This window comes from Pedomonas sp. (assembly GCF_036515995.1).
In the GTDB taxonomy this organism is placed as follows: Bacteria; Pseudomonadota; Alphaproteobacteria; order Sphingomonadales; family Sphingomonadaceae; genus Pedomonas.
Genome location: NZ_DATBUP010000265.1, coordinates 14,991 through 40,677, shown reverse-complemented (window position 1 = coordinate 40,677; position 25,687 = coordinate 14,991). Strand labels below are relative to the sequence as shown.

22 protein-coding genes and 1 pseudogene are annotated in these 25,687 nt (G+C 60.8%); 9 read left to right on the top strand and 14 right to left on the bottom strand.

Features of this window, described 5'->3' with window-relative positions; all coding sequences use genetic code 11:
* Together VIG90_RS19015 and VIG90_RS19010 are read right to left on the bottom strand one after the other, a co-directional pair.
* Positions 1 to 641 (bottom strand): annotated as a pseudogene (locus VIG90_RS19015) (hypothetical protein); the annotation flags it as partial.
* Between the two features lie 131 nt (positions 642 to 772).
* Entirely contained in the window at positions 773 to 1,078 is a 306-nt protein-coding gene (locus VIG90_RS19010; RefSeq protein ID WP_331595094.1) for a hypothetical protein, read from the bottom strand.
* Between the two features lie 119 nt (positions 1,079 to 1,197).
* On the opposite strand from VIG90_RS19010, the gene ettA reads away from it, so the two are divergent.
* Complete coding sequence (ettA, locus tag VIG90_RS19005) at positions 1,198 to 2,874, top strand: energy-dependent translational throttle protein EttA (RefSeq protein WP_331595093.1); 1,677 nt, start codon at positions 1,198 to 1,200, stop codon at positions 2,872 to 2,874.
* 102 nt (positions 2,875 to 2,976) lie between these two features.
* Here the strand turns inward: ettA and VIG90_RS19000 are convergent, their stop codons facing one another.
* The 5 genes from VIG90_RS19000 to VIG90_RS18980 all read right to left on the bottom strand — a co-directional run bounded on the left by VIG90_RS19000 (position 2,977) and on the right by VIG90_RS18980 (position 7,731).
* Complete coding sequence (locus tag VIG90_RS19000; RefSeq protein WP_331595092.1) at positions 2,977 to 3,624, bottom strand: TadE/TadG family type IV pilus assembly protein; 648 nt, start codon at positions 3,622 to 3,624, stop codon at positions 2,977 to 2,979.
* A gap of 19 nt (positions 3,625 to 3,643) precedes the next feature.
* On the bottom strand, positions 3,644 to 4,228 hold the full coding sequence (locus VIG90_RS18995; RefSeq protein WP_331595091.1) for a TadE/TadG family type IV pilus assembly protein: 585 nt from the start codon (positions 4,226 to 4,228) through the stop codon (positions 3,644 to 3,646).
* Between the two features lie 12 nt (positions 4,229 to 4,240).
* A complete protein-coding gene (locus VIG90_RS18990; protein ID WP_331595090.1) occupies positions 4,241 to 6,064 on the bottom strand; it encodes a TadE/TadG family type IV pilus assembly protein in 1,824 nt (607 codons plus the stop codon).
* Between the two features lie 217 nt (positions 6,065 to 6,281).
* A complete protein-coding gene (locus tag VIG90_RS18985; protein WP_331595089.1) occupies positions 6,282 to 7,280 on the bottom strand; it encodes a VacJ family lipoprotein in 999 nt (332 codons plus the stop codon).
* Between the two features lie 154 nt (positions 7,281 to 7,434).
* Complete coding sequence (locus VIG90_RS18980) at positions 7,435 to 7,731, bottom strand: chorismate mutase (RefSeq protein WP_331595088.1); 297 nt, start codon at positions 7,729 to 7,731, stop codon at positions 7,435 to 7,437.
* A 374-nt stretch (positions 7,732 to 8,105) separates the two neighbouring features.
* Here VIG90_RS18980 and VIG90_RS18975 point away from each other — a divergent pair, with 374 nt between their 5' ends.
* From VIG90_RS18975 to VIG90_RS18950, 6 genes are all read left to right on the top strand, one after another.
* The gene (locus tag VIG90_RS18975; protein ID WP_331595087.1) at positions 8,106 to 9,125 is read left to right on the top strand and encodes a polyprenyl synthetase family protein; all 1,020 of its coding nucleotides are present in this window, start codon (positions 8,106 to 8,108) and stop codon (positions 9,123 to 9,125) included.
* Positions 9,126 to 9,158: 33 nt separating this feature from the next.
* Entirely contained in the window at positions 9,159 to 11,618 is a 2,460-nt protein-coding gene (hrpB, locus tag VIG90_RS18970; RefSeq protein ID WP_331595086.1) for an ATP-dependent helicase HrpB, read from the top strand.
* 131 nt (positions 11,619 to 11,749) lie between these two features.
* Positions 11,750 to 12,202, top strand: a complete 453-nt coding sequence (locus VIG90_RS18965) for a MaoC family dehydratase (RefSeq protein WP_331595085.1) — start codon at positions 11,750 to 11,752, stop codon at positions 12,200 to 12,202.
* 106 nt (positions 12,203 to 12,308) lie between these two features.
* Positions 12,309 to 14,399, top strand: a complete 2,091-nt coding sequence (locus tag VIG90_RS18960; RefSeq protein WP_331595095.1) for a 3-hydroxyacyl-CoA dehydrogenase NAD-binding domain-containing protein — start codon at positions 12,309 to 12,311, stop codon at positions 14,397 to 14,399.
* Positions 14,400 to 14,614: 215 nt separating this feature from the next.
* Positions 14,615 to 15,991 (top strand): L-serine ammonia-lyase, encoded by a 1,377-nt coding sequence (locus VIG90_RS18955; protein WP_331595084.1) that lies wholly within the window; start codon positions 14,615 to 14,617, stop codon positions 15,989 to 15,991.
* 170 nt (positions 15,992 to 16,161) lie between these two features.
* Complete coding sequence (locus VIG90_RS18950) at positions 16,162 to 16,506, top strand: hypothetical protein (RefSeq protein WP_331595083.1); 345 nt, start codon at positions 16,162 to 16,164, stop codon at positions 16,504 to 16,506.
* A 42-nt stretch (positions 16,507 to 16,548) separates the two neighbouring features.
* Here VIG90_RS18950 and VIG90_RS18945 read toward each other — a convergent pair whose 3' ends face one another.
* Positions 16,549 to 16,977 carry an Lrp/AsnC family transcriptional regulator gene (locus tag VIG90_RS18945; protein WP_331595082.1) on the bottom strand — a complete coding sequence of 143 codons (429 nt, stop codon included), beginning with the start codon at positions 16,975 to 16,977 and terminating at the stop codon, positions 16,549 to 16,551.
* A gap of 123 nt (positions 16,978 to 17,100) precedes the next feature.
* Between VIG90_RS18945 and VIG90_RS18940 the strand changes: the two genes are divergently transcribed.
* On the top strand, positions 17,101 to 18,201 hold the full coding sequence (locus tag VIG90_RS18940; RefSeq protein ID WP_331595081.1) for a saccharopine dehydrogenase family protein: 1,101 nt from the start codon (positions 17,101 to 17,103) through the stop codon (positions 18,199 to 18,201).
* Between the two features lie 131 nt (positions 18,202 to 18,332).
* Here the strand turns inward: VIG90_RS18940 and VIG90_RS18935 are convergent, their stop codons facing one another.
* Entirely contained in the window at positions 18,333 to 18,650 is a 318-nt protein-coding gene (locus VIG90_RS18935; protein ID WP_331595080.1) for a zf-TFIIB domain-containing protein, read from the bottom strand.
* A gap of 404 nt (positions 18,651 to 19,054) precedes the next feature.
* Here VIG90_RS18935 and VIG90_RS18930 point away from each other — a divergent pair, with 404 nt between their 5' ends.
* Positions 19,055 to 19,474 (top strand): VOC family protein, encoded by a 420-nt coding sequence (locus VIG90_RS18930; RefSeq protein WP_331595079.1) that lies wholly within the window; start codon positions 19,055 to 19,057, stop codon positions 19,472 to 19,474.
* A 27-nt stretch (positions 19,475 to 19,501) separates the two neighbouring features.
* Here VIG90_RS18930 and VIG90_RS18925 read toward each other — a convergent pair whose 3' ends face one another.
* The 5 genes from VIG90_RS18925 to rpoD form a co-directional block, all read right to left on the bottom strand.
* Positions 19,502 to 20,677, bottom strand: a complete 1,176-nt coding sequence (locus VIG90_RS18925) for a VWA domain-containing protein (protein ID WP_331595078.1) — start codon at positions 20,675 to 20,677, stop codon at positions 19,502 to 19,504.
* A gap of 120 nt (positions 20,678 to 20,797) precedes the next feature.
* On the bottom strand, positions 20,798 to 21,640 hold the full coding sequence (locus tag VIG90_RS18920; RefSeq protein WP_331595077.1) for an AAA family ATPase: 843 nt from the start codon (positions 21,638 to 21,640) through the stop codon (positions 20,798 to 20,800).
* A 98-nt stretch (positions 21,641 to 21,738) separates the two neighbouring features.
* Positions 21,739 to 22,581 (bottom strand): MoxR family ATPase, encoded by an 843-nt coding sequence (locus VIG90_RS18915; protein ID WP_331595076.1) that lies wholly within the window; start codon positions 22,579 to 22,581, stop codon positions 21,739 to 21,741.
* 122 nt (positions 22,582 to 22,703) lie between these two features.
* Positions 22,704 to 23,471, bottom strand: a complete 768-nt coding sequence (locus VIG90_RS18910; RefSeq protein ID WP_331595075.1) for a DUF6975 family protein — start codon at positions 23,469 to 23,471, stop codon at positions 22,704 to 22,706.
* Between the two features lie 187 nt (positions 23,472 to 23,658).
* Positions 23,659 to 25,683 carry an RNA polymerase sigma factor RpoD gene (rpoD, locus tag VIG90_RS18905; protein ID WP_331595074.1) on the bottom strand — a complete coding sequence of 675 codons (2,025 nt, stop codon included), beginning with the start codon at positions 25,681 to 25,683 and terminating at the stop codon, positions 23,659 to 23,661.
* Between the last annotated feature and the right edge of the window lie 4 nt (positions 25,684 to 25,687).

Sequence of the window (25,687 nt, the reverse complement as noted above, 5' to 3'; positions counted from 1 at the left end):
AGGGAGGCGGCAGGGGCAAGATGCAAGGCCACTTCTTTCAGCGGGCGGCGAAGCGAGGTGACGAGCTCGGCTGCCGCAGCTGTGCTCATGGTCAGAATGACGGGCAGGACGATGGCGTAATTGATCAGTTCTGCAGTAAACCAGTAAGTCAGACCGGTCAGCAGGGAGCGGTCGAGCATGACCGGGCCCATGCCGCAGCCGATCAGCGATGCAACGGTCGCAGCCGAAGCGCATGCAACAAACAAGTGCAGCATGGACATGGGTCGCCGCAACCTGCGGTCTTCCGTATCCATGAGCGAGAAGCCGAAATAGCCGGTTGCGACCCCGCCAAGGTTGGCGGCCGTCATCCACAGGTTGGCGGCAGGAAGGTCGCCATTCAAGTGGCCTGCCAGAAAATAGCCGGCAAAGGCTGCAAGCCAGCCAAGAGGTCTGGACAGCGCGGGACGGGTCACCAGCAACCCGAGCAGAATGGCATTGGCCGGCCAGACGACAGCAAGGAAACCGACCGGGCGTGTATAAATACCGAACAGGGATGCAGCGAACACAACTGCACCCAGCAGGCCGATGCTAATAGCACCTGCGGTTTGGCAGTCTTCCGTACGATGTAATGCTACACCGGAGCCACCTGCTTCACGCTCCATCAGTCCGATCCCGCGTCTTTCAACTTTAGCGAGTGATTAGCGCGGGCCATGCAAAATAATAGCAGAAAATTCTAGTCCTAGGTCAGCATGCTAGCAATCTGCGGACCATGCTGGTGACCGGCAGGCCAGGTCTACAGACGGGGCAGGGCGGAACGCTGCTTGCGGTGCTGATACCGGGCAGGGCGCAATGCCGGAGCCGTGGTGCCCAGAGACAAAGCCGTCAGCAATACCGCTGCCGAAAGCGCGCCGAAGGCTATGCCAAATGAGCCAACGAGGCCCAGCAGAGCCCAGGCGCCGCCGTCCAGCACGGCGTAACCGAGGTTGGCAATGTTCTCGAGCAGGCAAATCGCCAGCAGAATCAGGCCCGCCAGAGCGCCGAGAAAGAAGGAGCGGGCGATTGCCGTGTGAATGAGATCAGTCGAATCAGAGGTGCGCATGCGTACTCTCCCCCAGGCTCAAGGACCCCTCTGGCAGGGTGCGGCGTCCTCTCGGGTTGTGAAGCGGCGCTACGTTCGCTATCTGAACCCGACAACGGCTGCCAGACATCAGGACATCCATGAGCTACCAATACGTCTACGTCATGAAAAATTTGTCCAAGACCTACCCAGGCGGGAAACAGGTCTTGAACAATATAACGCTCAGCTTCTTGCCTGGTGCCAAGATCGCCATCATCGGCGTCAACGGCGCAGGTAAATCAACGCTCATGAAGATCATGGGCGGGCTGGACTCCGAGTACACTGGCGAGGCCTGGGCCGCGGATGGCGCGCGCGTAGGTTACCTGTCGCAGGAACCGGAGCTCGATCCGAACAAGGATGTCCGTGGCAACGTGATGGACGGCGTTCGTGAGGTTGCCGACCTCATCGAGCGCTACAACGAGATTGCCGCAAAGATGGGCGATCCGGGTCCGGACGACGATTTTGACGCGCTCATGACGGAAATGGGCGAGCTTCAGGAGAAGATCGACGCGGTTGACGGCTGGACGCTCGACAACCAGCTGGAGATCGCCATGGACGCTCTGCGCTGCCCGCCGGCGGACGCGGACGTGACCAAGCTTTCGGGCGGTGAGAAGCGCCGCGTGGCACTGTGCCGCCTGCTTCTGGAGAAGCCGGACCTGCTGCTGCTTGACGAGCCGACCAACCACCTGGACGCGGAATCCGTGGCGTGGCTGGAGAAGCACCTTCAGGAGTACAAGGGCACGGTCATCCTCGTCACCCACGATCGTTACTTCCTCGATAACGTGGTCTCTTGGGTGCTTGAACTCGACCGCGGCCGGGGCATTCCGTTCGAAGGCAACTATTCTGCATGGCTCGAAGCCAAGCAGAAGCGCCTGTCGCAGGAAGAGCGCGAGGATGCGGCCCGCCAGAAGGCGATCTCGGACGAGCTGGACTGGATCCGCTCCAACCCGAAGGCGCGGCAGGCCAAATCCAAGGCACGTATCAAGGCGTTCGACGAACTGGTCAAGGCGCAGTCCGACCGTGCACCGGGCCGGGCGCAGATCCTCATCCAGACCCCGCAGCGTCTGGGCGACACGGTGATCGAGGTGAACAACCTCACCAAGTCGTTCGGAGACAAGCTGCTGATCGACAACCTGTCGTTCAGCCTGCCGCCGGGCGGTATCGTTGGTGTGATCGGCCCGAACGGCGCCGGTAAGACCACGCTGTTCCGCATGCTCCTGGGCCAGGAGCAGCCGGATGCGGGTACTATCCGCATCGGCGACACCGTGCAGCTGGGTTATGTAGACCAGAGCCGCGACGCGCTCGACCCGAACAAGAACGTTTGGGAAGAGGTGTCCGGCGGGAACGACATGTTCTACTTCGGCAAGCACCAGTTCTCGACCCGCGCCTACGTGGGTGCGTTCAACTTCCGCGGGCCGGACCAGCAGAAGAAGGTGGGCCAGCTTTCGGGCGGTGAGCGCAACCGTGTCCACATGGCCAAGATGCTGGCGCGGGGCGGCAACGTTCTGTTCCTCGACGAACCGACCAACGACCTGGACGTGGAAACCCTGCGTGCTCTTGAAGAGGCGCTGGAGAACTTTGCCGGCTGCGCCGTGGTCATCAGCCACGATCGCTTCTTCCTCGACCGTCTGGCGACGCACATCCTCGCTTTTGAGGGCGACAGCCACGTGGAGTGGTTCGAAGGCAACTTCCAGGCGTATGAGGAAGACCGCATCCGCCGCTTCGGTGAGGAGGCAACCCGCCCGCACCGGATCACGTACAAGAAGCTGACCCGCTAACGGCGGATCAGTTGGGTACAGAAACAGGCTCGGAGCCCTCGCTCCGGGCCTGTTTTTTATGTGAGGGATTTGTGAGGCGGGAACGTGCGGCTTCTGACTGTGTCAGACCGGGTATCCGTTGGCGTTATACTGCGTCACGTTGGTGCCGCAGTTGCTCTTGGCCGGGCTGCCGTCTGCCGTGATGACGCCGAAGCTGAGGGAGCGCGGCATGTAAACCGCGACGTGGGTGATCGGTTCTCGCTCGTTGAAGAGCCCGTCGAAGAGCAGCGGCTCATACATCATCGATGCCTGGGCAACGACGGTGATGGCATTCTCCTCAAGGGCAATATTCAGCGGCAGCACGACATTCTTGTTGTCGGACGAGCCGATCTTGCTGGGAATCGTCACCTTGTCACCATCGCACCGCTGCCACAGGATGGAATTTCCAACCTTCGTCCCGCCGCCGCGAACAGCGGTGATGTAAATGCGGCCATCGCCAAGAATGTCCATCGGGCTCGTGACCATGTTGGCGGCCAGGAACAGGTCGGTGATCTGGCTTTCAAGCACGCCGACGGGGGATTGAGCGGTAAGGTCCGCCAGCATGGTGGCGACACGCGTCACCTTCATCCGCGCCATGGTGTAATTGGCCAGCTCAAGCCCGCCGGTGAGCAGGAGAATGAGAACCGGCATCGTGAAGGCGAGTTCAACAAAGCTGAGGCCGCGCTCGTCCCCGCGCAGGCGGCGGATGAGCCTGTTCAGCGCAATCATCATGGGCAGGGCCTCTTCATGCTCAGGCCTCGCACTCGTATGGTTCGTTGCGCACGACGGTGCTGGCTGAAAGGGTCATCCATTCCTTGCCGCCAAGAAGCGGCAAGTTGAGGAACAGCGTCTCGGCCTTGAATTCGGCGCGGTAGACGACGACGTCTCCCGGCCCGCCCAGATCCCCGCTCTTGCCCTGATCTTCGGACCACTGGCCGTCGCCGTTGATATCAAGGAAGGAGTCGCCAGGATCGTAGCGCCCGTTTCCATTCACATCGAGCGTCAGCGGTTCGGGCTTGCCGACGGAGCCGAAGCCATTGGCGTAGGAGCGGGCCTCGACCGTGATGCTATCCCTGTCGACGTTGTACGCCGCCATGACGTCTTTGATTTCCGTCTCGATCAGGGTCGCGCGGTCCTCCGAGCAACCGGCGGACTTGGTGATGGCATCGCGCGTGGCGTCACGCACTGCGCCAACAAGGCTGGCCTGCTTCAACGTCTGGTAACCCAAGTCGAAGCCGCCGAGGAGCAGCATGGCGAGGATCGGAAAGCCGAGGGCGAACTCGACTGAGTATGTGCCCGACTGATCACGGCGCAGGGCGCGGAGCAGTTTTTTCATCGATGCGCTCCGCTACTCGACCAGATGCAGCTGAACGAGATCGACGGCAATCATGCGGAAGGCATCTTTCAACGCCTCCGGGCTTGCAGTGTCGAAGAAATAGCGCGGGCTGGTTGCGCAGGTTCGGTATAGATTGCGCGTAATCGTGTCCGTTGAACTAATGGCGAACGCGATAGTGTAAACGCGGATGCCATCCTTACGCGCAGCTTCGCAGACCATCTGTAAGCGATGGGACATTTGCCTCTCAGCTGCCACCACATCACTTGGCAACCGGTCTGTGAGGGCTTTTTGTCGCGGCAAACGGTATGCTGTGTAAAGGCCGTGGCCGATTTGGAGGGGTAGGCCCTGGTCGTCTGTCACATCACGAACCAGGCCAGTCAAATTGTCGTTGTTCTGCGATAAATAATTTATCTCTCCGTCGGTCATGAGGATGATCGCCTCGACTTCGGGCTTATCGTTTGGATTGTCCGGCACAATATTTTTGAACAGGTGCGGTGCTCGCAGCATGCGATAGGCCCACGCCATTCCCAAGTTGCTGTGCGTGCCCCAACCGGGCCGGACGGCATGATTGTTGTTGTCGATCCAAGTTTTCAGAGTTGCAGGAGAAGCGCCCCATGTCGGTGGCAGTGCTTCGGCCGGGCAGTCGACATTGGGAGAGTTGGACGTATCAGTGCTGGGGTTCCAAGTGCCCACGTTGTCCCAACTTGAGTAGGTCGTTGCACCGCGCGAGCTGGTTACGTCACCGTTAGATCGCGCTCGAAGCAGGCTGGTGTCTATATCACCATTGCTTTTTAGGATGCTTTGCCCAGCCAACCGCTTGGGTCCATGGTACCAAGCGATCAACATCCTTTTCCAAATGCCATTATTTGGCGTGCTGATCTTGTAAAGATTATTCGGCAAAAGCGGCGGAGCCAGTTGCGGCATGAACAACGGTACTCCGCCTGTTCCGGGTGTGCGGGCGTGTGTATCATGCGCGCCATCATTCATATAGGTGGTGGGCGTCGAGATGTCTTGAATCGTATAGGCGGCCTCAACGCAGCCGGCCCAGCGCAGCCTGTTGGTGGATGTCGGGCGCCCGTCTGTGAACGGCGGCATCTTGTGGATATACTGGTCCTTCAGCAGCCAGCCGGTATTTACGGTGGTTGTATAGGGAACAATCCCGATCGCTATGTTCGCATGGGTGTCGGAGTCGCCGGCATAAACGGTATCGATGAACGTCTTGGCCGCATCGCGTAGTGCGCGAATCCTTGTTTGACCACCCGTGCTGCTGGCCATGGAATAGGTATTATCAAGCACAAGGATGGCCTCGAGTGCGTTGATCTTCTTGCCGGTGGCGACTTCGGCCTTTGCTTCCAGATCCAGCGTTGCCAGCTTGTCGCCGAATATGTGCAGGAAGAAGGTGGGGAACGCCACCTGAGCTTCCAGTCGGAGGTTCACGATGTCGGCGTCGGCCGGGTTGGGGGCCTGCTCGGGCGTAATGTCGAACCGCGTGACGGTCGTGCCCATGTAGCCGTCCGGGAAGTTTGCCTTGAAATATCTATCGATTTCCTGATTGCGCCGTTCGGTATCGCCCGTGATCGTGCCTCCGGCCAGCACAGCGGCATCGACCGCTGCACGCAACTGCGACTTAACCATATAGGCCGAGCCGACATCGACGGACGCGCCAATGACGCCCAGCAGCGGCACGAGAGCGGAGGCGACAATGGGAATGGTGTTGCCGCGACTGTTGGCTAGCAAACGCCTGACGCGTGCGAGCGGGCGGGGCATGTTCAGCGATGATGTAAACCTTACCGCACGTCCCAGGCGCATGGCGATCCCCCGGTCAATCGGTTGCATGTCGGTGTCAGCGCGTCTGACACTTCTCCGGACCATGGACGCAAGAATAGGAAATCCGCGTTAACGGTCTGCAAACAGTCACCGTTAAGATCTGGGCGGCTTGCATTAACCGAAGTATGGGCGTGGACCACGAAACAAACGTGCGAAGGTGGCCCCAAATGAAAACTCCCGCCGGGCTGAGCGCGGCGGGAGTTTGGCCAGTTCGCAGGCGTTGCCGTTATGCGGCGGCCGGTAGTTCCTGAGCAGTATCGGTATCCGGGTCGGCGGCTTCGGACACCATGGCCGGATCCGCTGTGCTCGGTTCAGATGCAGGAGCCTGGGGCGCAGCTGCCTCTGGAGCAGCGGCCGGATCGTTGGCCGGAGCCTGAACGGCTGGCGGGGTCTCTGCTCCTTCCGGCGCCGGGGCCTGTTCCGGGGTGGCTGGTGCAGCAGGGACGGTGCTCTGCGGCGTCAGGACGTCCGAGGGCATCGGCTGTTCGTCACCGAAAATGTCGTCTTCCTCGGAGGGCGTTGAAATCTTGCCGTCGGAAATGGCGAAGGCCCGGTTCTGCTGGTAGGCCGAGCGCATGAACACGTACGGGTCGTCCGCTGTATTGAGCAGCGGGTCGATGGTGTCGATGGCATTGGCGCGCAGGTCGATGACACGTGCGCCGAGCAGCCCGTAGGAAGCCTCGTTGCCGACCTCCTTGGTGACGACGATGTCCACGGGGTCGGTAACGAACAGCACCACGTCACCCAGGAAGTCGCGCGGGTTCGACGGCCCAAGGAAGGGAATGACCAGATAAGGACCGGACGGAACCCCCCAGGTGGCGAGCGTCTGGCCGAAATCCTCGCGCTGTTCATAGACTTCCAGCTTGGTCGCCTGGTCCCACAGGCCGCCGACACCAATGGTGGTGTTGATCAGGAAGCGGCCAAGTGCATTGGCAGCAACGTCCGGCTTGAACTGAAGCAAGGCGTTCACAAAGGTGAACGGCTCGCGCAGGTTGCTGAGAAAATTGGAAACGCCCTTGCGGATCGGTTTCGGAGCGATGGCCCGATACCCCTTGGCCACAGGCTTGAGTACGGCCCGGTCCACAGTATCGTTGAACTTGTAGATCGAGCGGTTGGTTTTCTCGAACGGGTCTTCATCAGCTGCATGGACAGGCCCGGCCAGAGATACTGTCATTGCCAGCATCGCTGCGGCGCCGATGAGCAGCTTGTGCCTGTGATGGGTCATGAAGAGGCCTTTCGATACTTAACTGTAGCATTACGAACCGAGCGAATCCGCCAATGAGCAATCAGCGGACTCGCTCAAGGCCATACGTTCCAACGGTAAAGTTGTTTCGGACGTGTGGCAGATAGTCTGAATTCCGTGCGGCGCAAGCGCTACGTCAGGATGCGCTCGACCCGTCCTTGCTCTGCATCTGCTCGTGGTGACGGATCACTTCGTCAATGATAAAGCGCAAGAACTTCTCGGAGAACTCGGGATCCAGATTGGCGTCTTGCGCCAGACGGCGCAGGCGGGCGACCTGCTGAGATTCGCGGTTGGCATCAGCGGGCGGCAGGCCCGACCGGGCTTTGTAGGCGCCAACCTTCTGGGTCACTTTGAAGCGCTCGGCCAGAAGGTAGACAAGGGCGGCATCAATGTTGTCGATGCTCTCGCGGTAGGCTGCCAGCGTTTCGTCCATTGCGTGCTCCCTGCTTGTAGGCCATAGGGCCGGCATTACGTCCTGTCAGATGGTCCTGACCAGATTCTGAGGCTTTTGCGGCGAATCGCCACCTTGCCCCGGATTGGACGGGCCTGTCTGCTACTGGACGTTCAGGGCGTTGTATCTGATCGGAGCAGCATTGCTAGAGGGCAATATAACGAGTTTGACGCATTGACGGTGGGCAGCTTCCGGTAAAACCGTACTGGAAAGGTCAGCAGAGCTAGACCGCTTGAGCCTGAAGTCAACCCGAGGGCCTGTTTTTGCCGGTATGAGACGTGCTGGAATGCGGTTGTCGCGTGACTTCGATGAAAACCATGGCTACACGCTGCTGCTAAGATCTATGGAGTGACGGTGTGACAGCAAGCATCCAACCTTTGCGGGCAGATATCGCCAAGGCGCCCAACATTGACCGGCTGCAAGCGCTGGTTGGGCAGGATCTGGAAGCCGTCAACCAGATCATCATCGAGCGGATGCAAAGCCCGGTTGCGATGATTCCGGAACTGGCGGGCCACCTCATCGCCTCGGGCGGCAAGCGGCTGCGCCCGATGTTGCTGCTCGCTGCCAGCAAGTTGCTAGGCTACGAAGGCACCCGGCACCATGCCCTGGCTGCCGCTGTCGAGTTCATTCACACGGCAACGCTGCTTCATGATGACGTGGTGGACGGCTCTGACCTGCGCCGTGGGCGCAAGACCGCTAACATCATCTGGGGCAACCAGCCAAGCGTGCTGGTGGGCGATTTCCTGTTCGGCCGGTCGTTCGAACTGATGGTTGAAGACGGCTCGCTGCGCGTTCTCAGCATTCTCAGCCGCGTCGCTGCCATTATGGCGCAGGGCGAGGTGGATCAGTTGACCACCGCTCGCGATGTGGAAACCACCGAAGACCGTTATCTGGGTGTCATTACGGCAAAGACTGCCGTCCTGTTCGCGGCCTCCTGCCAGGTTGCGGCCGCAATCATGGAAGCGGATGAGGCGAGCGAAGCGGCAATGGAAGCCTATGGCCGCTACCTTGGCATCGCCTTCCAACTGGTGGATGATGCGCTGGACTACGCCTCTGATGCTGCCGTGATGGGCAAGGAGGTTGGCGACGACTTCCGTGAGGGCAAGGTCACCCTACCGCTCATTCTGGCCTACCAGCGGGGCAGCGAGGAAGAGCGCGAGTTCTGGCGTCGCACCATTGGTCGTCTCAAGCAGGACGATGATGACCTGAACCGTGCGATCTGCATCATGAACCGTCACGGCTCGATCAGCGATACGCTGGGCCGTGCCCGCCATTACGGGCAACTGGCAAAGGAATCGCTGGCGGCTTTCCCGGACGGCGAGGCCAAGGACTGCCTGATCGAAACCGTGGATTTCGCCATCGCGCGGGCGTTCTGACGCCCGCCGGCTGCGCGTCCGGACGTCCGATCCATGACCTCCCTGCCAATCGATGCGGTTTTGCCCGAGCTGACCGCAGCCTTGCGCGATCATTCGAACGCTGTGCTGGTGGCCCCGCCGGGTGCAGGCAAGACCACACGTGTGCCGTTGGTTCTGATGGACGAACCGTGGGCGGCAGACGGCAAGATCCTTGTGCTCAGTCCTCGCAGGCTTGCGGCTCGTGCCGCTGCCACGCGCATGGCGGAGACGCTGGGCGAGCAGGTTGGCAGCACGGTTGGCTACCGGGTGCGACTCGAATCAAGGGTCAGCGCAAAGACGCGTATTGAAGTCGTGACCGAGGGTGTCTTTACCCGGCTGGTGCAGGATAACCCTGAACTGCCCGGCATTGCCGCCGTACTGTTCGACGAGTTTCACGAGCGTTCGCTGGATGCGGACCTTGGCCTTGCGCTGGCGCTGGAGGCTCAGGGCGTGCTGCGGCCGGACGTACGGCTGGTGCCGATGTCCGCAACGCTGGATGGCGCACGGGTGGCGAGCCTCTTGGGCGATGCTCCGGTGATCCGGTCCGAAGGGCGCAGCTATCCGGTCGATATCCGCTATCTGGGACATGATGCGAGCCTGCGAATAGATGGGCAGGTTGCCAGGGCAGTGCGGGCCGCTCTGCGAGAGGAAACAGGCTCGATCCTCGTCTTCCTGCCGGGGGCGGGCGAGATCAACCGCGTCGCCACCATGCTGCGCGAGGAGGGCGTGCCAGGCGATACGGATGTGCACACTCTCTACGGCGCGATGGAAGCAGGCGCGCAGCGTGCAGCCATAGCTCCCGCCGCGCCGGGAAGGCGCAAGGTAGTGCTGGCCACATCCATTGCCGAGACCAGCCTAACCATCGAGGGTGTGCGGGTGGTGATCGATTCCGGTCTCGCCCGCAAGCCGAAGTACGAGCCGGGCACGGGGCTGACGCGCCTTGTGACCGAGCGGGCCAGCCAGGCGGCGGTTGTCCAGCGCTCCGGTCGTGCCGGACGCCTGGAGCCGGGCGTTTGCTGGCGGCTGTGGGAGGAGGGGCAGACCCGGGCTCTGCCGCCGTTCGACCGGCCTGAAATTCTGGAGGCTGACCTTTCCGGATTGGCGCTGGATCTGGCCCTATGGGGCGTGAGCGATCCCAACAGCCTCGCATGGCTCGATCCGCCGCCGGCAGCCGCCTATGCCGAGGCGCGAGAGCTGCTCAGCGAGCTGGATGCCATCGATACCGTTGGCAAGGTGACGCCGCACGGAGCCCGGCTTGCCAAGTTGCCGCTTGCGCCACGTCTCGCCCACATGGTGGTAATGGCGACCGAGCAAGGGCAGGGCTTGCTGGCGGCTGAGATTGCCGTGCTGCTGGGCGAGCAGGGGCTGGGCGGCAATGATGTTGACGTGCGTCATCGCCTGTCCAGATGGCGGCGGGAGCGGGGTGGCCGGGCCGAGCAGGCGCGGCAGATGGCCCGCCGCTGGGCCAGGATGGCCGGAGCAGATGCCACGGAATCGGATCCTGAGGACGCTGGAAGGGTACTCGCTCTGGCCTATCCGGACCGGGTGGCGATGGGGCGTCCCGGACAACGCGGCAGCTTCGTTCTGGCAAACGGCCGCGGTGCATTGCTCGATGAAACCGACGCATTGGCGGGGGAGGCGGGGCTCGCCGTTGCCGTGGTGACGGGAGCCGCGGACCGGGCCCGCATTCTGCTCGCAGCGCCGCTGGACCCTGCGGAGTTGCCTGAACTGTTTCCGGGCCATGTAACAGAAGTGGCCGATGTTCGCTTCGATGCGGGAAGCGGCGCCTTGCGGGCACGGCAGGTGCGCCGGTTCGGCAAGCTGGTGCTGGGCGAGAAGGTGCTGCCCAAGCCCGATCCGGACGTACTGGCCTCGAGCTGGCGCAGCGTTTTTCAGCGGGACGGGCTCGGCCGGTTGCCGTGGACGGCAGGACAGGCGCGCCTGAGAGAGCGTGTTGCCTTCATGCGCGCTCATGACGGCGAACAGTGGCCGGACCTTTCAGATGCGGCCTTGCTCGACCATTGGGAGGACGGTCTCGGTCCCATGCTTTCCGGCAAGATGCGCCTTGGCGAGATCTCGCCTGATGATCTAGACGGCGTGATTGCTGCCTTCCTGCCATGGGATGCCAAGCGCCGATTGGAGGAGTTGATGCCGGACCGGCTGTCGACGCCCGCCGGGACCAGCCACGCCATCGATTATGCTGCACCGGGCGGTCCGGCCGTCGAGGTGCGGGTGCAGGAACTCTTCGGCCTGACCAAGCACCCCAGTATTGCAGGCGGCAAGGTGCCGTTGACGCTGGTGCTGCTCTCGCCTGCGCACCGTCCCATTCAGACCACCAAGGATTTGCCGGGCTTCTGGAAAGGCTCATGGGCCGCCGTGAAGACCGAGATGAAAGGGCGTTACCCCAAGCACCCATGGCCGGACGATCCTGCTGCCGCGCCGCCAACAACACGTGCCAAGCCGCGCGGGACGTGATAATAGAACGACCGGACGGTCTATTCGGGGCCGTTCTCCGGGCTTGTAGCCTTGCCGCCCCGCGATAAGCTCAGCGCTTTCGCAAGTAATGCCTTTTGGAGGTCCGAAGGGCGGGGGGGGGGAGACACGGCATGACGATCAGCGCGGATGAGTTCAAGGCACTTGAGGGCAAGCATCTTGGCGTATCTGAATGGTTTCTGGTGGACCAGGCCCGGATCAACCAGTTCGCGGAGGTGACCCGGGACTTTCAGTTTATCCACGTGAACGAAGAGCGGGCACGCGCAACGCCGCTTGGCGGCACCATTGCCCACGGCCAGCTTACCCTGTCGCTGGTGCCGACCCTGGCCGAGGAAGTGATGCCGGTGGTGGACGGGATCACGATGGGATTCAACTACGGCTACGACCGGGTGCGTTTTCTGAGCCCGGTGCGCAGCGGCAAACGGGTGCGGGGGAGCTTCAGCCTGAAGACTGTGGACCTCAGTAAACCCGGTCGCATCGCGTTCTGCATGGAGGTCACGATCGAGATCGAGGGTGAGGACAAGCCCGCGCTCGTGGCGGACTGGCTGGGGCTCACCATGTTTTGAGGCGGCACGCTGCCGGCGCAGTTCGACCGGAAAGATATTCCGCCTCGGGTATTGTTGATGTGTGGCCGCGCCCTAGGGCAAGGCCGGGAAAGGGAGAAATGAGGTGATGTCAGGACGGTTCGAGAAGCACGGCAAGGTTGGTGTCATCTTGGTGGGTAATCCGCCGGTCAACGCCATCGGCCATAGCGTGCGCCTGCACATTGTCGACAGCCTGAAGACAGCAGCGGCAGACGAGGACATACAGGCGGTGGTAGTGGCCTGCGCCGGACGCACCTTCATGGCCGGGGCCGACATTGCCGAATTTAAGACCGGACAGAAGCCGCCTTACCTGCCGGATGTGATTGCGGCGCTGGACGCCTTTCCCAAACCGCTGGTTGCCGCCATTCACGGCACGGCATTTGGCGGTGGGTTTGAAATTGCACTGGCCTGCCACTACCGGGTGGCCCTTTTCGATGCCAAGGTCGGCCTGCCGGAGGTGAAGCTGGGCTTGATGCCGGGTTCGGGCGGTACGCAGCGGCTCCCCCGCCTTATCGGTGTGGAGAAGGCACTCCCGCTTATTCTTTCGGGCGATGCGGTGCCCGTAAAGCAGGCGGCCAAGCTCGGCATCATCGACAAGGTGATGGATGGTGACCTGTTGGGCGAGGCGATTGCGTTTGCCGAGCAGAAGTCCGTGGAGGGCGCTCCGCTGCCGCGCGTGAGCGAAAAAATCATCGATCTGGCGGCATTGCCAGCAAACTACTTTGAAGAACAACGCCAGAAGGCGGCCAGGGAGAAGCGCAATCTGAATTCTCCGCAGCGGATCATTGATGCGGTTGAAGTGGCGGCAACCTTGCCGTTTGAAGAAGGTGTGGCAAAAGAGCGGGAGTTGTTTCTCTCATGCCTTGCTCATCCCCAGGCCAAGGCGCTGCAGCATGTATTTTTCGCGGAGCGTCAGGCAGCTAAGATTCCCAATTTGCCGAAGACCGTAACTGAGCGCGAGGTAACGTCCGTCGCAGTTATTGGCGCGGGTACAATGGGCGGTGGCATCGCTATGAATTTCGCCAACGTTGGAATTCCCGTGAGCATTCTTGAGGTGAGCGCCGAAGGATTGGAACGCGGTCTTGCCACCGTGCGCAAAAATTATGAGAGCTCGGCAAAGCGTGGACGTATGACGGCTGAACAGGTGGAGGAGCGTATGGCGCTCATCCGGCCGACGCTGGACTATGGCGAGCTGAAGAATGCCGATCTTATCATTGAGGCGGTGTTTGAAACGCTTGGGGTGAAACGCCAGGTTTTCACCCGGCTGGATGAAGTGGCGAAGCCGGGTGCAATTCTTGCCTCCAACACCTCTTACCTCTCAATCGACGCGATTGCTGAATTTACGTCTCGTCCGCAGGATGTGATCGGCTTGCACTTTTTCTCGCCCGCCAACGTAATGAAGCTACTGGAAATCGTGAGGGGCGCAAAAACCGCGCCGGATGTGCTGGCTACAGCATTGACGCTGGCCAAGCGTATCAAGAAGGTGGGCGTAGTGACCGGCAACTGCCACGGCTTTATCGGCAATCGCATGCTGCAAGGCTACCGCCGCGAGGCAGGCCTGCTGGTGCTGGAGGGCGCAACGCCAAGCCAGGTGGACAAGGCGCTGTACGATTTCGGCATGCCGATGGGCGTGCTGCAAATGGGCGATATGGCTGGACAGGATATCGCCTACCGGTCACGGCAGGAGATGTCGGCGGACGAGTATGAGCCCAAGGCTTACCGCGTGGCGGATCGGCTGGTGGAAATGGGCCGGCCCGGTCTGAAGGCCGGCGCGGGCTACTATGAGTATGACGAGGGCAGCCGCACGCCGAAACCCTCTCAGGTGACGCAAAAAATCATCGAGGAGGTGCGGGCGGAATTCGGCGTTACTCCGCGGAACATTTCCGATCATGAAATCGTCGAGCGCTGCTTCCTCGCCATGGTGAATATCGGGTGTGAAATTCTGCGAGAAGGCATCGCTTACCGTGCCAGCGACATCGATACCGTTTATGTGAACGGCTACGGCTTCCCGGCCTACCGAGGTGGCCCGATGTTTTGGGCGGAGAACGAGATCGGCCTTGGGGCGGCGCTGGAGAAAATCCGGAGCTATGCTGCAACAGTCAGCGAGCGTTGGTGGAAGCCGTCCCCGCTGCTGGAGCAGCTGGTGGCAGAGGGTAAGGGCTTTGCTGACCTGAAGTGAAGCATTGCTGTGTGCTGAGGCACACGCTTGCCCAAGGTGTAGGCAGGCTGCAACGCTGTTTGAGGTCTGTTTCGCAACCTGTGGTTCTTACAAGTTGCGAGGCAGACCTTATGTTGAGGCGTAAAGCGTGCACCGGAGAAAAGCGCGCGTGAAAAATTGGCCGTGCGGGCTGTGAATCCCCGGCTGTTCCACCATAGGGACGAGGGCAGACGCCGATGTTTCTGAGCCTTTTCGATGTTTTTAAAGTGGGTGTCGGGCCGTCCAGCTCGCACACGGTCGGACCCATGCTGGCGGCGGCGCGGTTCGTTGCAGGTCTGGTGCAAAGCGGCCAGCTGGATGCCGTTGCGCGGGTGCAGGCGGAGTTGTTCGGTTCCCTGGCACTGACGGGCCTTGGTCACGCGACGGATCGTGCTGTCCTGCTCGGTCTTGAAGGGCATTTGCCGCAGGTAATTGATCCCGAGATCATTGAACCGGCGGTCAGCCGCATTCGCACGGAGCGGCGCCTGCGTTTGGCAGGCACACAGGACATCCCCTTCGATCTTAAGGCAGACTTGATATTCGAGTTCGAGATACGGCTGCCTTACCACGTGAACGGGATGCGCTTTACTGCCCTTGATCGAAATGGTGAGCCGATTGCCCGAGAGATTTTCTATTCGATTGGCGGGGGGTTCGTCGTCAGCGAGGAGGAGGCGGGACGGAACGCGCCACTCGAGGATCATGCAGTGTTACCGTACCAGTTCAATACGGCTGCTGATTTGCTGGCAATCGGCGAGAAGACGGGGCTCAGCATTTCCGAGATCATGATGGCGAACGAGACGGCGCTGCGCCCTCGGGCCGAAGTGGAAGCCGGAATTGATGCACTGTGGCAGGTCATGGACGCCTGTATCTCCCGCGGCTGCCGGGAGGAAGGCGTGCTTCCGGGCGGCCTCAAGGTGCCGCGCCGGGCACCGGCGCTTTATCAGAAGTTGCAGGACCGGCTGGAGCGCTCCTTGCGGGATCCGATGTCGGTCATGGACTGGGTGAACCTCTGGGCCATGGCCGTGAACGAGGAGAACGCAGCAGGCGGTCGGGTGGTGACGGCTCCCACCAACGGCGCGGCGGGCATCATCCCGGCCGTGCTGCGGTATTACGACCGGTTCTGTAACAGCAGTCCGGAGGGCTTTCGCACTTTCCTGCTGACGGCGGCAGCAATCGCCGCGCTGTTCAAGCGCAACGCCTCAATTTCCGGCGCTGAGGTGGGGTGTCAGGGAGAGGTGGGGGTCGCCTGTTCGATGGCCGCGGCGGGGCTGACGGCTGCATTGGGCGGTACCAACGCCCAGATCGAGAACGCGGCAGAAATCGGTATGGAGCACAATCTGGGCCTGACGTGTGATCCCGTGGGCGGACTGGTGCAAATTCCGTGCATCGAGCGCAATGCCATGGGTGCGATCAAGGCGATTGATGCCTCGCGACTCGCGATGCTGGGCGACGGGACTCATATGGTGCCGCTCGACAAGGTGATCGAGACCATGCGCCAAACCGGGCTCGACATGTCTTCCAAGTACAAGGAAACATCGCAAGGCGGTCTGGCGGTCAACATGGCGGAATGCTGATGCCGAAAGGTTCCGCGACAAAGTGAGTGGACGAGCCGAAGCGTGGCGGGATTGAGATGAAAATTCTATGCTGCCAGCAGCGGACGGTCAGGTGCAATGTTAGAGTCTGTCATCGTTCGTGGCTTGCTTGGCGGCCGGAAACAGTGAATCTCCGGCCAAAGGAACACATCATGGCGCCAGAGAAGAACCGCCTCGTCTACTCCATCTGGTCCGAAGAGGGCCGCAACATCAATTTCTCCTTTCCGCTGCACCCGCTGACGAATGCGCCGGGGCAGGTGGGAGATATTCTCGACGTGGTGCTGGATGCGCTGGACCGTGAAGTTCACGCCATGGGCGCAACCAACGGCGATGTGATTCAGGCCCTCGCCATGGCGCTGGCCTGCCGGGCAGCGGTGATGGAGGGCTCGGTGGATGCAAATACTGCCCTGGCTGATGACCTGGCGCAGGAGGCGCTGGCCGCTGCGCGGGCGAGCCTCGCCGCCGACAACATGGGCCATAGCGACGAGAAACGCTGAGCCCGTTTCCAGGTGGAGCTTTCGGGCGGAGGCTGGACCTTATCAGCCCCGCTCGAACTTCCGGCTGAGAATGATGGATGACATGGTTTCGCGAACACCGTCGATGGTGCGAATCTGGTCCAGAGCCATGTCGAGATCGTGTGTGGTGGGCCCTGCTACCACGGCAATCAGGTCGTAAGGACCGCTGACAGACAGCAGGCTGACAACGGCGCTGATGCGCTTCAAGCCTGCTTCCACGGCCACCTGCTGCTGCGGCGCAACGCCAATCAACACATGAGCGCGTACCCGCGTATCTGCAGCGCCCAGGCGCGCAGAGTATCCCGTAATCACCCCAGTGGCTTCCAGCCGGTCAATCCGCGCCTGCACGGTAGAGCGAGCGACACCCAGTTTGCGCGCCAGCACCGCCGTTGGCAGACGGGCGTTCTGCATGAGGAGTTCGATCAGGCGAGTGTCGAGCGAGTCATCTGTCATAATGACGGATACTTGAACAGTTTGCCGGAAATTGTCGAGCGAATTGTGCAGGCTGGTGCTACACTTCGACCGGGCTGAGCCGTAATATCCACTTTAAAGCGTAGGTAGAAAAGGGGTGGATCCATGCGCGATATTCTGGTTGTAGGCGCGGGCAACATCGGTGAGATGATCGCGGCTTTGCTGCTACCAACCGGTGCTTATCGCGTTACGATTGCGGACCGCTGCGAAAAGGCACTGTCCCGTATCTCAGCGGTTGATGGCGTTGACCGCCTGGTACTCGACGCGACCGACGAAGCTGCTCTTGCAGGTGCCTTGAAGGGGCGGTTCGCGGTCATTTCCGCTGCGCCCTATCATATAACTGCTCGGATTGCCCGCGCCGCTCATGCGGCGGGCGTTCATTACCTCGACCCGACCGAGGACGTTGCATCGACCAAACTGGTCAAGGAATTAAGCCTGACCGCCAAGTCGGCGCTCATTCCGCAGTGCGGCCTTGCGCCGGGCTTTATCGCCATCGTCGGAAAGCATCTGGCCGATACGTTTGACGAGCTGGACACATTGCGTCTGCGGGTGGGCGCATTGCCGCGGTTTCCGACGAATAGCCTGACCTATAATCTGACCTGGTCCACTGAAGGCGTCATTAATGAATATCTGGAGCCGTGCGAAGCGATCGTGGACGGCAAGCTGACACTGCTGCCGGCTCTGGAGAACGTGGAGCGGTTCGCGCTCGACGGGATGACGTTCGAGGCGTTCAACACATCGGGCGGCCTGGGTACGCTGGCGGATACGCTCTCTGGCAAGGTGCGTCACCTCAGCTACCAGACGATCCGTTATCCCGGCCATCGGGACATCATGCGGACATTGATCCACGATCTTCGTCTCGGACAGAACCGGGAACTGTTCAAGCAGGTTCTGGAGAATGCCGTACCGGTGACCGAGCAGGACGTGGTGATTGTCTTTGCCACGGCTTCGGGCCGTCGTAACGGGCGTCTGATGCAGGAAAGCTATGCGAACCGCATCTATCCGCGCTTCATGAACGGCAAGCACTGGGCGGCGATCCAAGTGACAACGGCAAGTGCCATCTGCGCCGTACTGGATATGCTGGCGGCGGGCGATCTGCCGGATAAAGGTTTCGTGCGGCAGGAAGACATTCCGCTGCCGGTCTTTCTCGGAAACCGCTTCGGCCAGGCTTATGCGATGCATCAGCAACTGGATCGTGTTGCGTAGCGGAATGCCGCGTTTGCGGCTTGTGAAGACTTGCCCTTCCTATCCCTCGGCCGGTGTTTTGCCGGCCATTTTTTTGGTGTAGCGCCTTGCAGGAACGGTAGTCCCTGCAAGGCTGGGCAGACTGGCCCTGTCTAGTCGAACAGCTCTTCGAAGAACGATTTCTTGCGCTTCTTGTATTTGTAGTCGTGGCCGTAGTCGGCGTAGCTGCGCTTGGCGTAGGGATCGAACGGGCTGTGCTGGGGAGGCTGGGGCTGGGGATAGGGTGCCTGCGGCGGGGGAGCGGCTGCTTCCATCTCACGGGACGCCCGCTCGATGATCTTGTCTAGTTCGCCCCTGTCGAGCCAGACGCCACGGCACTGAGGGCAGTAGTCTATCTCGACGCCTTGGCGCTCGCTCATCACAAGTCCGACGCGACAGATGGGGCAGGGCATTCCGGCAGCACTGGTCATGATATTCTCCTTATGAATGACACTCGTACCAGGCCCAGTGTGACGGATGGATGCCATAAGCCGGGCCTCTTAAATTGCGGTCCGACATCACAGCCCGCGTAATGAGGACTGCCAGAGGGGCCCGGCCCGCTGCTTCAGAAGATGGGAGGCACGGGCTGTGTTTCAACACCACGGTATTGCAAAGCCAGGCTTGTCCGTTGGCATCGCGCGGTGGGTGGAACGAACGTGCGCCGCCGCTTGATGGAGGGCACTGCCTCAATTAAGGTTGGTTTGTCGAAAAAGGCAGGCTGGTTTGGTTAGCCCAGCCGCTTTCCGCTATGCGAAAGCTCTGACTGGCGAACTGCGCCAAGTCCCACGGCCCGGAAGCTGATACAGTGTGTATCGGCCAACCTTTGGGTGTGGAAATGAAACAGCAAATGTCTGTTATTACGCTTGGCGTTGAAGATCTTGAGCGGTCGCGCCGCTTCTATGTCGGAGGTTTCGGCTGGGCGCCGGTGTTCGAGAATGACACCATTCTCTTTTACCAAATGAACGGTTTCGTGCTGGGCACTTGGCTGAAGCGAGAACTTGAAGCTGATACCGGCCTCCCAGCGTCGGGCTCGGGCGCGGTGGCCTTTGCCCACAACGTGCTGGTCCGAGAGGCGGTAGCGTCAGCGCTTGCGCAGTTGGCGGCACACGGCGGGACCATTCTCAAGCCCGCCGCTGATACATTCTACGGCGGCCATGCGGGATACGTGGCGGATCCGGACGGACACGTTTGGGAAGTTGCATGGAACCCGGCCTGGCCGATCAGCCCTGAAGGTTATGTAACGTTCAAGAGCTAGTATGGGCTGGACCGCGCCGGAGGACTTTCAGCGGATAAGTTCCCGCATGGCGCGGTCCAGTCCGTCCAGGGTAAGGGGATACATCCGGTCCCCGAACAGATTGCGGATCATCGTGGTTGACTGGCTGTAGCGCCAGTTCACTTCCGTGACCGGGTTCAGCCAGACGGCATGTTGATAGACATTCAGCACGCGCTGAAGCCAGACCTGTCCAGCCTCCTCGTTCCAGTGCTCTACGGAGCCGCCGGGAATGGCGATTTCGTACGGGCTCATCGCCGCGTCACCTACAAAGATGACCTTGTAGTCGCTGGGGAACTTGTGAAGCACATCCCATGTCGAGGTGCGGTCCTGCCAGCGGCGGTGGTTGTCCTTCCAGACGCTCTCATAGAGGCAGTTATGGAAGTAAAAGAACTCAAGGTGCTTGAACTCGGTGGTGGCGGCGGAAAATAACTCTTCCATCAATCGGATGTACGGGTCCATCGATCCGCCGACATCCAGAAACAGCAGCACCTTCACTGCATTGTGTCGTTCTGGCCGCATCTGAATGTCGAGATAGCCGCGCTTGGCGGTCGACTTGATGGTATTGTCCAGATCCAGCTCGTCGGCCGCGCCTTCCCGGGCGAACTGACGCAGTCGACGTAGCGCGACCTTGATGTTCCGGGTGCCGATCTCGACGGAGGTGTCCAGATTTTGGAATTCACGCTTGTCCCACACCTTGACGGCCCGATTGTGGCGGTTCCGGTCCTGCCCGATGCGGACGCCTTCGGGGTTGTAGCCATAGGCCCCGAAAGGAGAGGTGCCCTTGGTGCCGATCCACTTGTTACCGCCTTCATGGCGGCCCTTCTGCTCTTCGAGACGCTTCTTGAGCGTCTCCATGATCTCTTCCCATGAGCCGAGGGAGTTGATCTTCTCCATCTCTTCCGGATTGAGATACAGTTCAGAGAGCTGTCGCAGCCACTCCTCAGGAATTTCGGTGGTGCCCACGTCTATGACTGTTTCCAACCCCTTGAAGACGTTGCCGAATACCTGGTCGAAACGGTCAAGCAGGCCCTCGTCCTTTACATAGGCGGCTCGGGCCAGATAGTAGAATTCCTCCACGCTGTAGCTAATGACGCCAGACTTTAGCGCCTCAAGCAGCAGTAGGTGCTCCTTGAGAGAGGCCGGGATCTTCGCCTCGCGCAGGGCCGTCAGGAAATTCAGGAACATCTGCCGTCTCGCCTTGTCCTATGCCATCGGGTTGTGTGCCGCTAGGGAGCGGGTAACAAGCCACAGTTGCTCTCTTTACGCCAGATGCGAGTTAAGCTGAACCCAATGGTAGGGAGAGGATCAGGCCGCAAGGAGAGCCAGAGCATCGGAGAGCACGTCATCGGCGGGGCGATCTGTTGACAGGCGGTGCCAGACGATTTCTCCACGCAGGTCTGTCGCTTGTGCCGCGACGATCGCTCCGGTGGCGTCAGAAGCATCAGCGCTGCGGTTCATAGAAGAGGCCCGGCTGTCTGCCCGAGCCATCATGACCTCCAGTGGCGCTTCGAGCCAAATGCCAGTGAACGGCACGTTTGCTCGCGTGGCAATTTTTTCCATGATGTTGCGGGACTGACGACGAGTGAAGGTTGCCTCTGCAATGACGGTTTGGCCCTTCTCCAGTAATTCCTGTGTGGTGGTTGTCAGACGACGATAAACCTTACCGCTGATGACGGGCTTGTAGCCTTCCTCACCCAGCCGCACCTCAGGAGGCAGGCCAAGCAGACGTTTGCGGATGCCGTCCGTTCGCAGCCAGATGGCCCCCAGAGGCGGGGAAATGCGCGCAGCAAGGGCACGTGCAAGTGTGGATTTTCCTGAGCCAGATAGGCCGCCGATGGCAATGAGCCGGGGCGTCAGAGGCTGTTCGAGCAGGGAATGGGACAGGTTCAGGGCGTCCATTCGCTCAGGATTGTCCGCAAAGATGTGCAGCGCGCTCAGGGTAACATGAAACGGAATGAGGTTTGCGCTGCTGTAGTCCTGCCGGGCTTCAAGCGCGCGGTTGATCAGGGCGTTGGCAAGATCGGTGCGTCCGCCGAGCACCAGGCTGCACGCCCGGGATGCGAGCGGCGTGTCTCCGGCAGCGGCCAAGGCATCGGCAATCCGATTGATGTAATCAAGACTTAGCTGGGCAGATTGGTTTTCGACCATGGTGCCGCTCTTTGGCTGCTAATAGCCAAAGGCTGCGGCAGCGAGCGCCCCGCGTCAAGAGCAGGGCGTGCCGAGAAGCAGCGCAGTTTGCGGGATTCCTATTCCCGGCGCCGGGCCATGAATGCCAGCCGCTCAAACAGCATCACGTCCTGTTCGTTCTTGAGCAGCGCGCCATGCAGCGGCGGAATGAGTTTGCGGGCATCACGGCTGCGCAGAACGTCTGCGGGCAGATCCTCGTGCATGAGCAGCTTGAGCCAGTCTAGCAGCTCGGACGTGGACGGCTTCTTCTTGAGGCCCGGCATCTCGCGAATATCATAGAAAACGCTGAGAGCTTCGCGCACCAGGTCCTTCTGAATGTTGGGAAAATGCACGTCGATGATCGACTGCATCGTCTCGGCATCCGGGAACTTGATGTAGTGGAAGAAGCAGCGGCGCAGGAAGGCGTCCGGCAGTTCCTTCTCGTTGTTCGACGTAATGATGACGATGGGCCGGTTCTGCGCCTTCACTGTCTCGCCGGTTTCGTAAACGTGAAACTCCATGCGATCGAGTTCCTGAAGCAGGTCATTCGGAAACTCGATATCGGCTTTGTCGATCTCATCTATCAGCAGCACCGGGGTTTCAGAGGCGGTAAATGCCTCCCACAGCTTGCCCTTGCGAATGTAGTTGGCGATGTCGTGGACCTTCGGGTCGCCCAACTGGGAATCACGCAGCCGGCTGACGGCATCGTACTCATATAGGCCCTGCTGCGCCTTGGTGGTGGACTTGACATGCCATTCGATCAGCGGGGTGTTGAATGCCTTGGCAACCTCAATGGCCAGCACGGTTTTGCCTGTGCCCGGCTCGCCCTTCACCAGCAACGGGCGGCGCAGCGTGGCCGCGGCGTTGACGGCGACCTTCAGATCGTCGGTGGCGACATAATTGGACGTGCCGGTAAAGCGCATGGCTGATCTCTTTCCACTGAATTAGGCACAGGGACGCAGCCGCACCCTAATGTGATGCTGCGGCTTCGGCAATCCAGCGTATCCACCAGGCCTCGTTCGAGGTGCAATCAGCGCGAGAGGGATCAGTTTGTGCGCTTTGCCAGCGTTCGAGCCCGCTCAGCCAGCATTGACCAGAAGGTTGCCTGCAAGGCCAATGCCTGACCGACACCGAACAGCAGGCCGCGCCGCGCCGCCGGCGACTGTGCGATGACGCTGAGGTGCCGCGCCAGCGCAGGCGGTGGCTGCAAGGGCGCGTCGGGCAACTCATCCAGACCGGGAATGGTAATGGCGGGCTGGCCGGACAGCGGCGCAGCGCGCAGCATCTGGCTGATCTGGCTAGTCAGGCGGGCCCATGTCAGGGCAATGGCAACGCCTGTGCCAAGCGCACAACCGCTACGCTCGGACTCGAGCAATATTTCGATCCGGCGGCGGTGGGAGAGGGCGTTGGCCTCAGCCGTGGTCAGTCCGGCGCGCAGTCGCGTCGGGCCAACGGCGATTGCCAGCCGACGGATGCTGTCAGCATGTACAATAGAAGCGCCAAACAGGGACCGGGCGAGCTCTGCCGGCGACTGGTCGGTGTCCAGTTGGTCCTTCAGTTGGGCGGCCACCTGCGTGGCAAGGGCGGGCCAGCCATGGCTGGCAATGGCATACAGATGGGCGAAGTCCGCCAGAAGGCTGGATATCACCTCCCATGAGGCGCATGACAACTCATTGAGATAGCTCGGATAAAGGGCAGGTTCGCTCTTGAGGCCGTCAAGCAGATGATACGCGAAATCCTGCCCCGACGCATATTGGTGGGCCGTGCTGTTCCAGGGCGAGGTTCCCTGACGCTGAAGGGCGTCCTGGTTCATCACACCGGGCATCCGTGGGTCTTTCAATCCGTAAGCCATGTCGGTACGCGAGTTTAATTACTGAACATTAAGAGGCCTTTAATTCTCTGGGGGCCGTGACAGGAAAAATGCGTTTAAATCAGAGCAAATGAAAACGCCCCGAAGCATGGAGGCTTCGGGGCGTTGGCTTTGCTGGTCTCTGGCCGGGTCAGGTATCGAGGAAGCTGCGCATCTTGCGCGAGCGCGACGGGTGCTTGAGCTTGCGCAGCGCCTTCGCCTCGATCTGACGGATACGTTCGCGGGTCACCGAGAACTGCTGGCCCACTTCCTCCAGCGTGTGATCGGTGTTCATGCCGATGCCGAAGCGCATGCGCAGCACACGCTCTTCACGCGGGGTGAGGGATGCCAGAACACGGGTCACGGTTTCCTTGAGGTTGCCGTGAATGGCGGCATCCAGCGGAATGACCGCGTTCTTGTCCTCGATGAAATCGCCCAGGTGCGAATCCTCCTCGTCGCCAATCGGCGTTTCGAGCGAGATCGGCTCCTTGGCGATCTTCATGACCTTGCGCACCTTCTCCAACGGCATGGAGAGGCGCTCAGCCAGTTCCTCCGGCGTCGGCTCGCGGCCGATCTCGTGCAGGATCTGGCGACCGGTGCGCACCAGCTTGTTGATCGTCTCGATCATGTGCACCGGAATACGAATGGTGCGGGCCTGATCTGCGATCGAACGGGTAATAGCCTGCCGGATCCACCAGGTGGCGTAGGTCGAGAACTTGTAGCCGCGGCGATACTCGAACTTGTCCACGGCCTTCATGAGGCCGATGTTGCCTTCCTGAATGAGGTCCAGGAACTGCAGGCCACGGTTGGTGTACTTCTTGGCGATGGAGATCACGAGGCGCAGGTTGGCCTCCACCATCTCCTTCTTGGCGATGCGGGCCTCGCGTTCGCCCTTCTGCACCATCGTGACGATGCGACGGAACTCTTCGATGTCCACACCGGCAATGTTGGCGACTTCCGCCACCTGCCCTCGCAGATTGTCGATGTTGTTGCGCTCGGCGGTGATGAAGTTGTCCCAGTTCTTGCCGAGCTTGGAGACGCGATCGATCCAGCCTTCTTCCAGTTCGTTGCCCAGATACTCGTCCAGGAAAGACTGACGCGGAATGCGATAACGCTCAGCAAGACGCAGGGCCTGGCCGCCCAGCGACATCAGGCGCTTGTTGAGGCCGTAGAGCTGATCGACCAGCTGCTCGATCTTGCCGTTGTTGAACTGCACGCTTTCAACCAGCGCAGTCAGTTCCTCACGCAGCTTCTGGTACTTCTTCTCGTTGGCCTGACCGAAGTCTTCGCCGGCGTGGATGGCCTCGAGGCGCTGTTCTTGAAGCTTGGCGAACTTCTTGTGAGCAGCGGTGATCTGGGCGAACTTCTCCAGAGCCTGCGGCTTCAGGACTTCTTCCATTGCGGCGAGGGAGAGGGTGTTGTCCTCTTCTTCCTCTTCGAAGTTCTGGCGCGGCGCACGGCGCTCGGTGAATTCGTCGTCGTCGCTGGAGGTTTCTTCCTCTTCCTCCTCCTCGTCTTCCTTGTAGGCGACGGTCGGCAGGTCAGATTCGCTCTCGTCGCCCTCAACCTGCGCTTCGCTCGGCTCTTTGGAGAGCATGGCGTCGAGGTCAAGGATCTCGCGCAGCAGGATTTCGCCGTTGTTCAGCGCCTCGGACCACTCGATGATGGCCTTGAAGGTGAGGGGGCTCTCGCAGAGCCCGGCGATCATGGTGTCGCGGCCAGCCTCGATGCGCTTGGCGATGGCGATTTCGCCCTCGCGGGACAGAAGCTCGACGGCGCCCATTTCGCGCAGGTACATGCGCACCGGGTCATCCGTGCGGTCCAGCGCGGTTGCCTTCTTCTCGACGATCGGCGCATCGGTGCCGTCATCCTCGCCATCGGCAGCGGCGTCGATCTCCTGAACGGCCGGCTCTTCTGCCTCGGCGTCCTCGGGATCGTCGCCCTCGATAACGTTGATGCCCATCTCGTTAAGCATTGCCATGATGTCCTCGATCTGCTCGGAGGACATCTGCTCTTGCGGAAGGTTGGCGTTCAACTCGTCGTAGGTGATGTAACCGCGCTCTTTCGCGCGCGCGATCATGCGCTTCACCGACGCTTCGCTGACGTCGACGATCGGGGCATCACCGGTTTCTTCAGACGCGTCTTCGGTCTTTTCCGCTTCCTGGCGTTTCACCATCTTA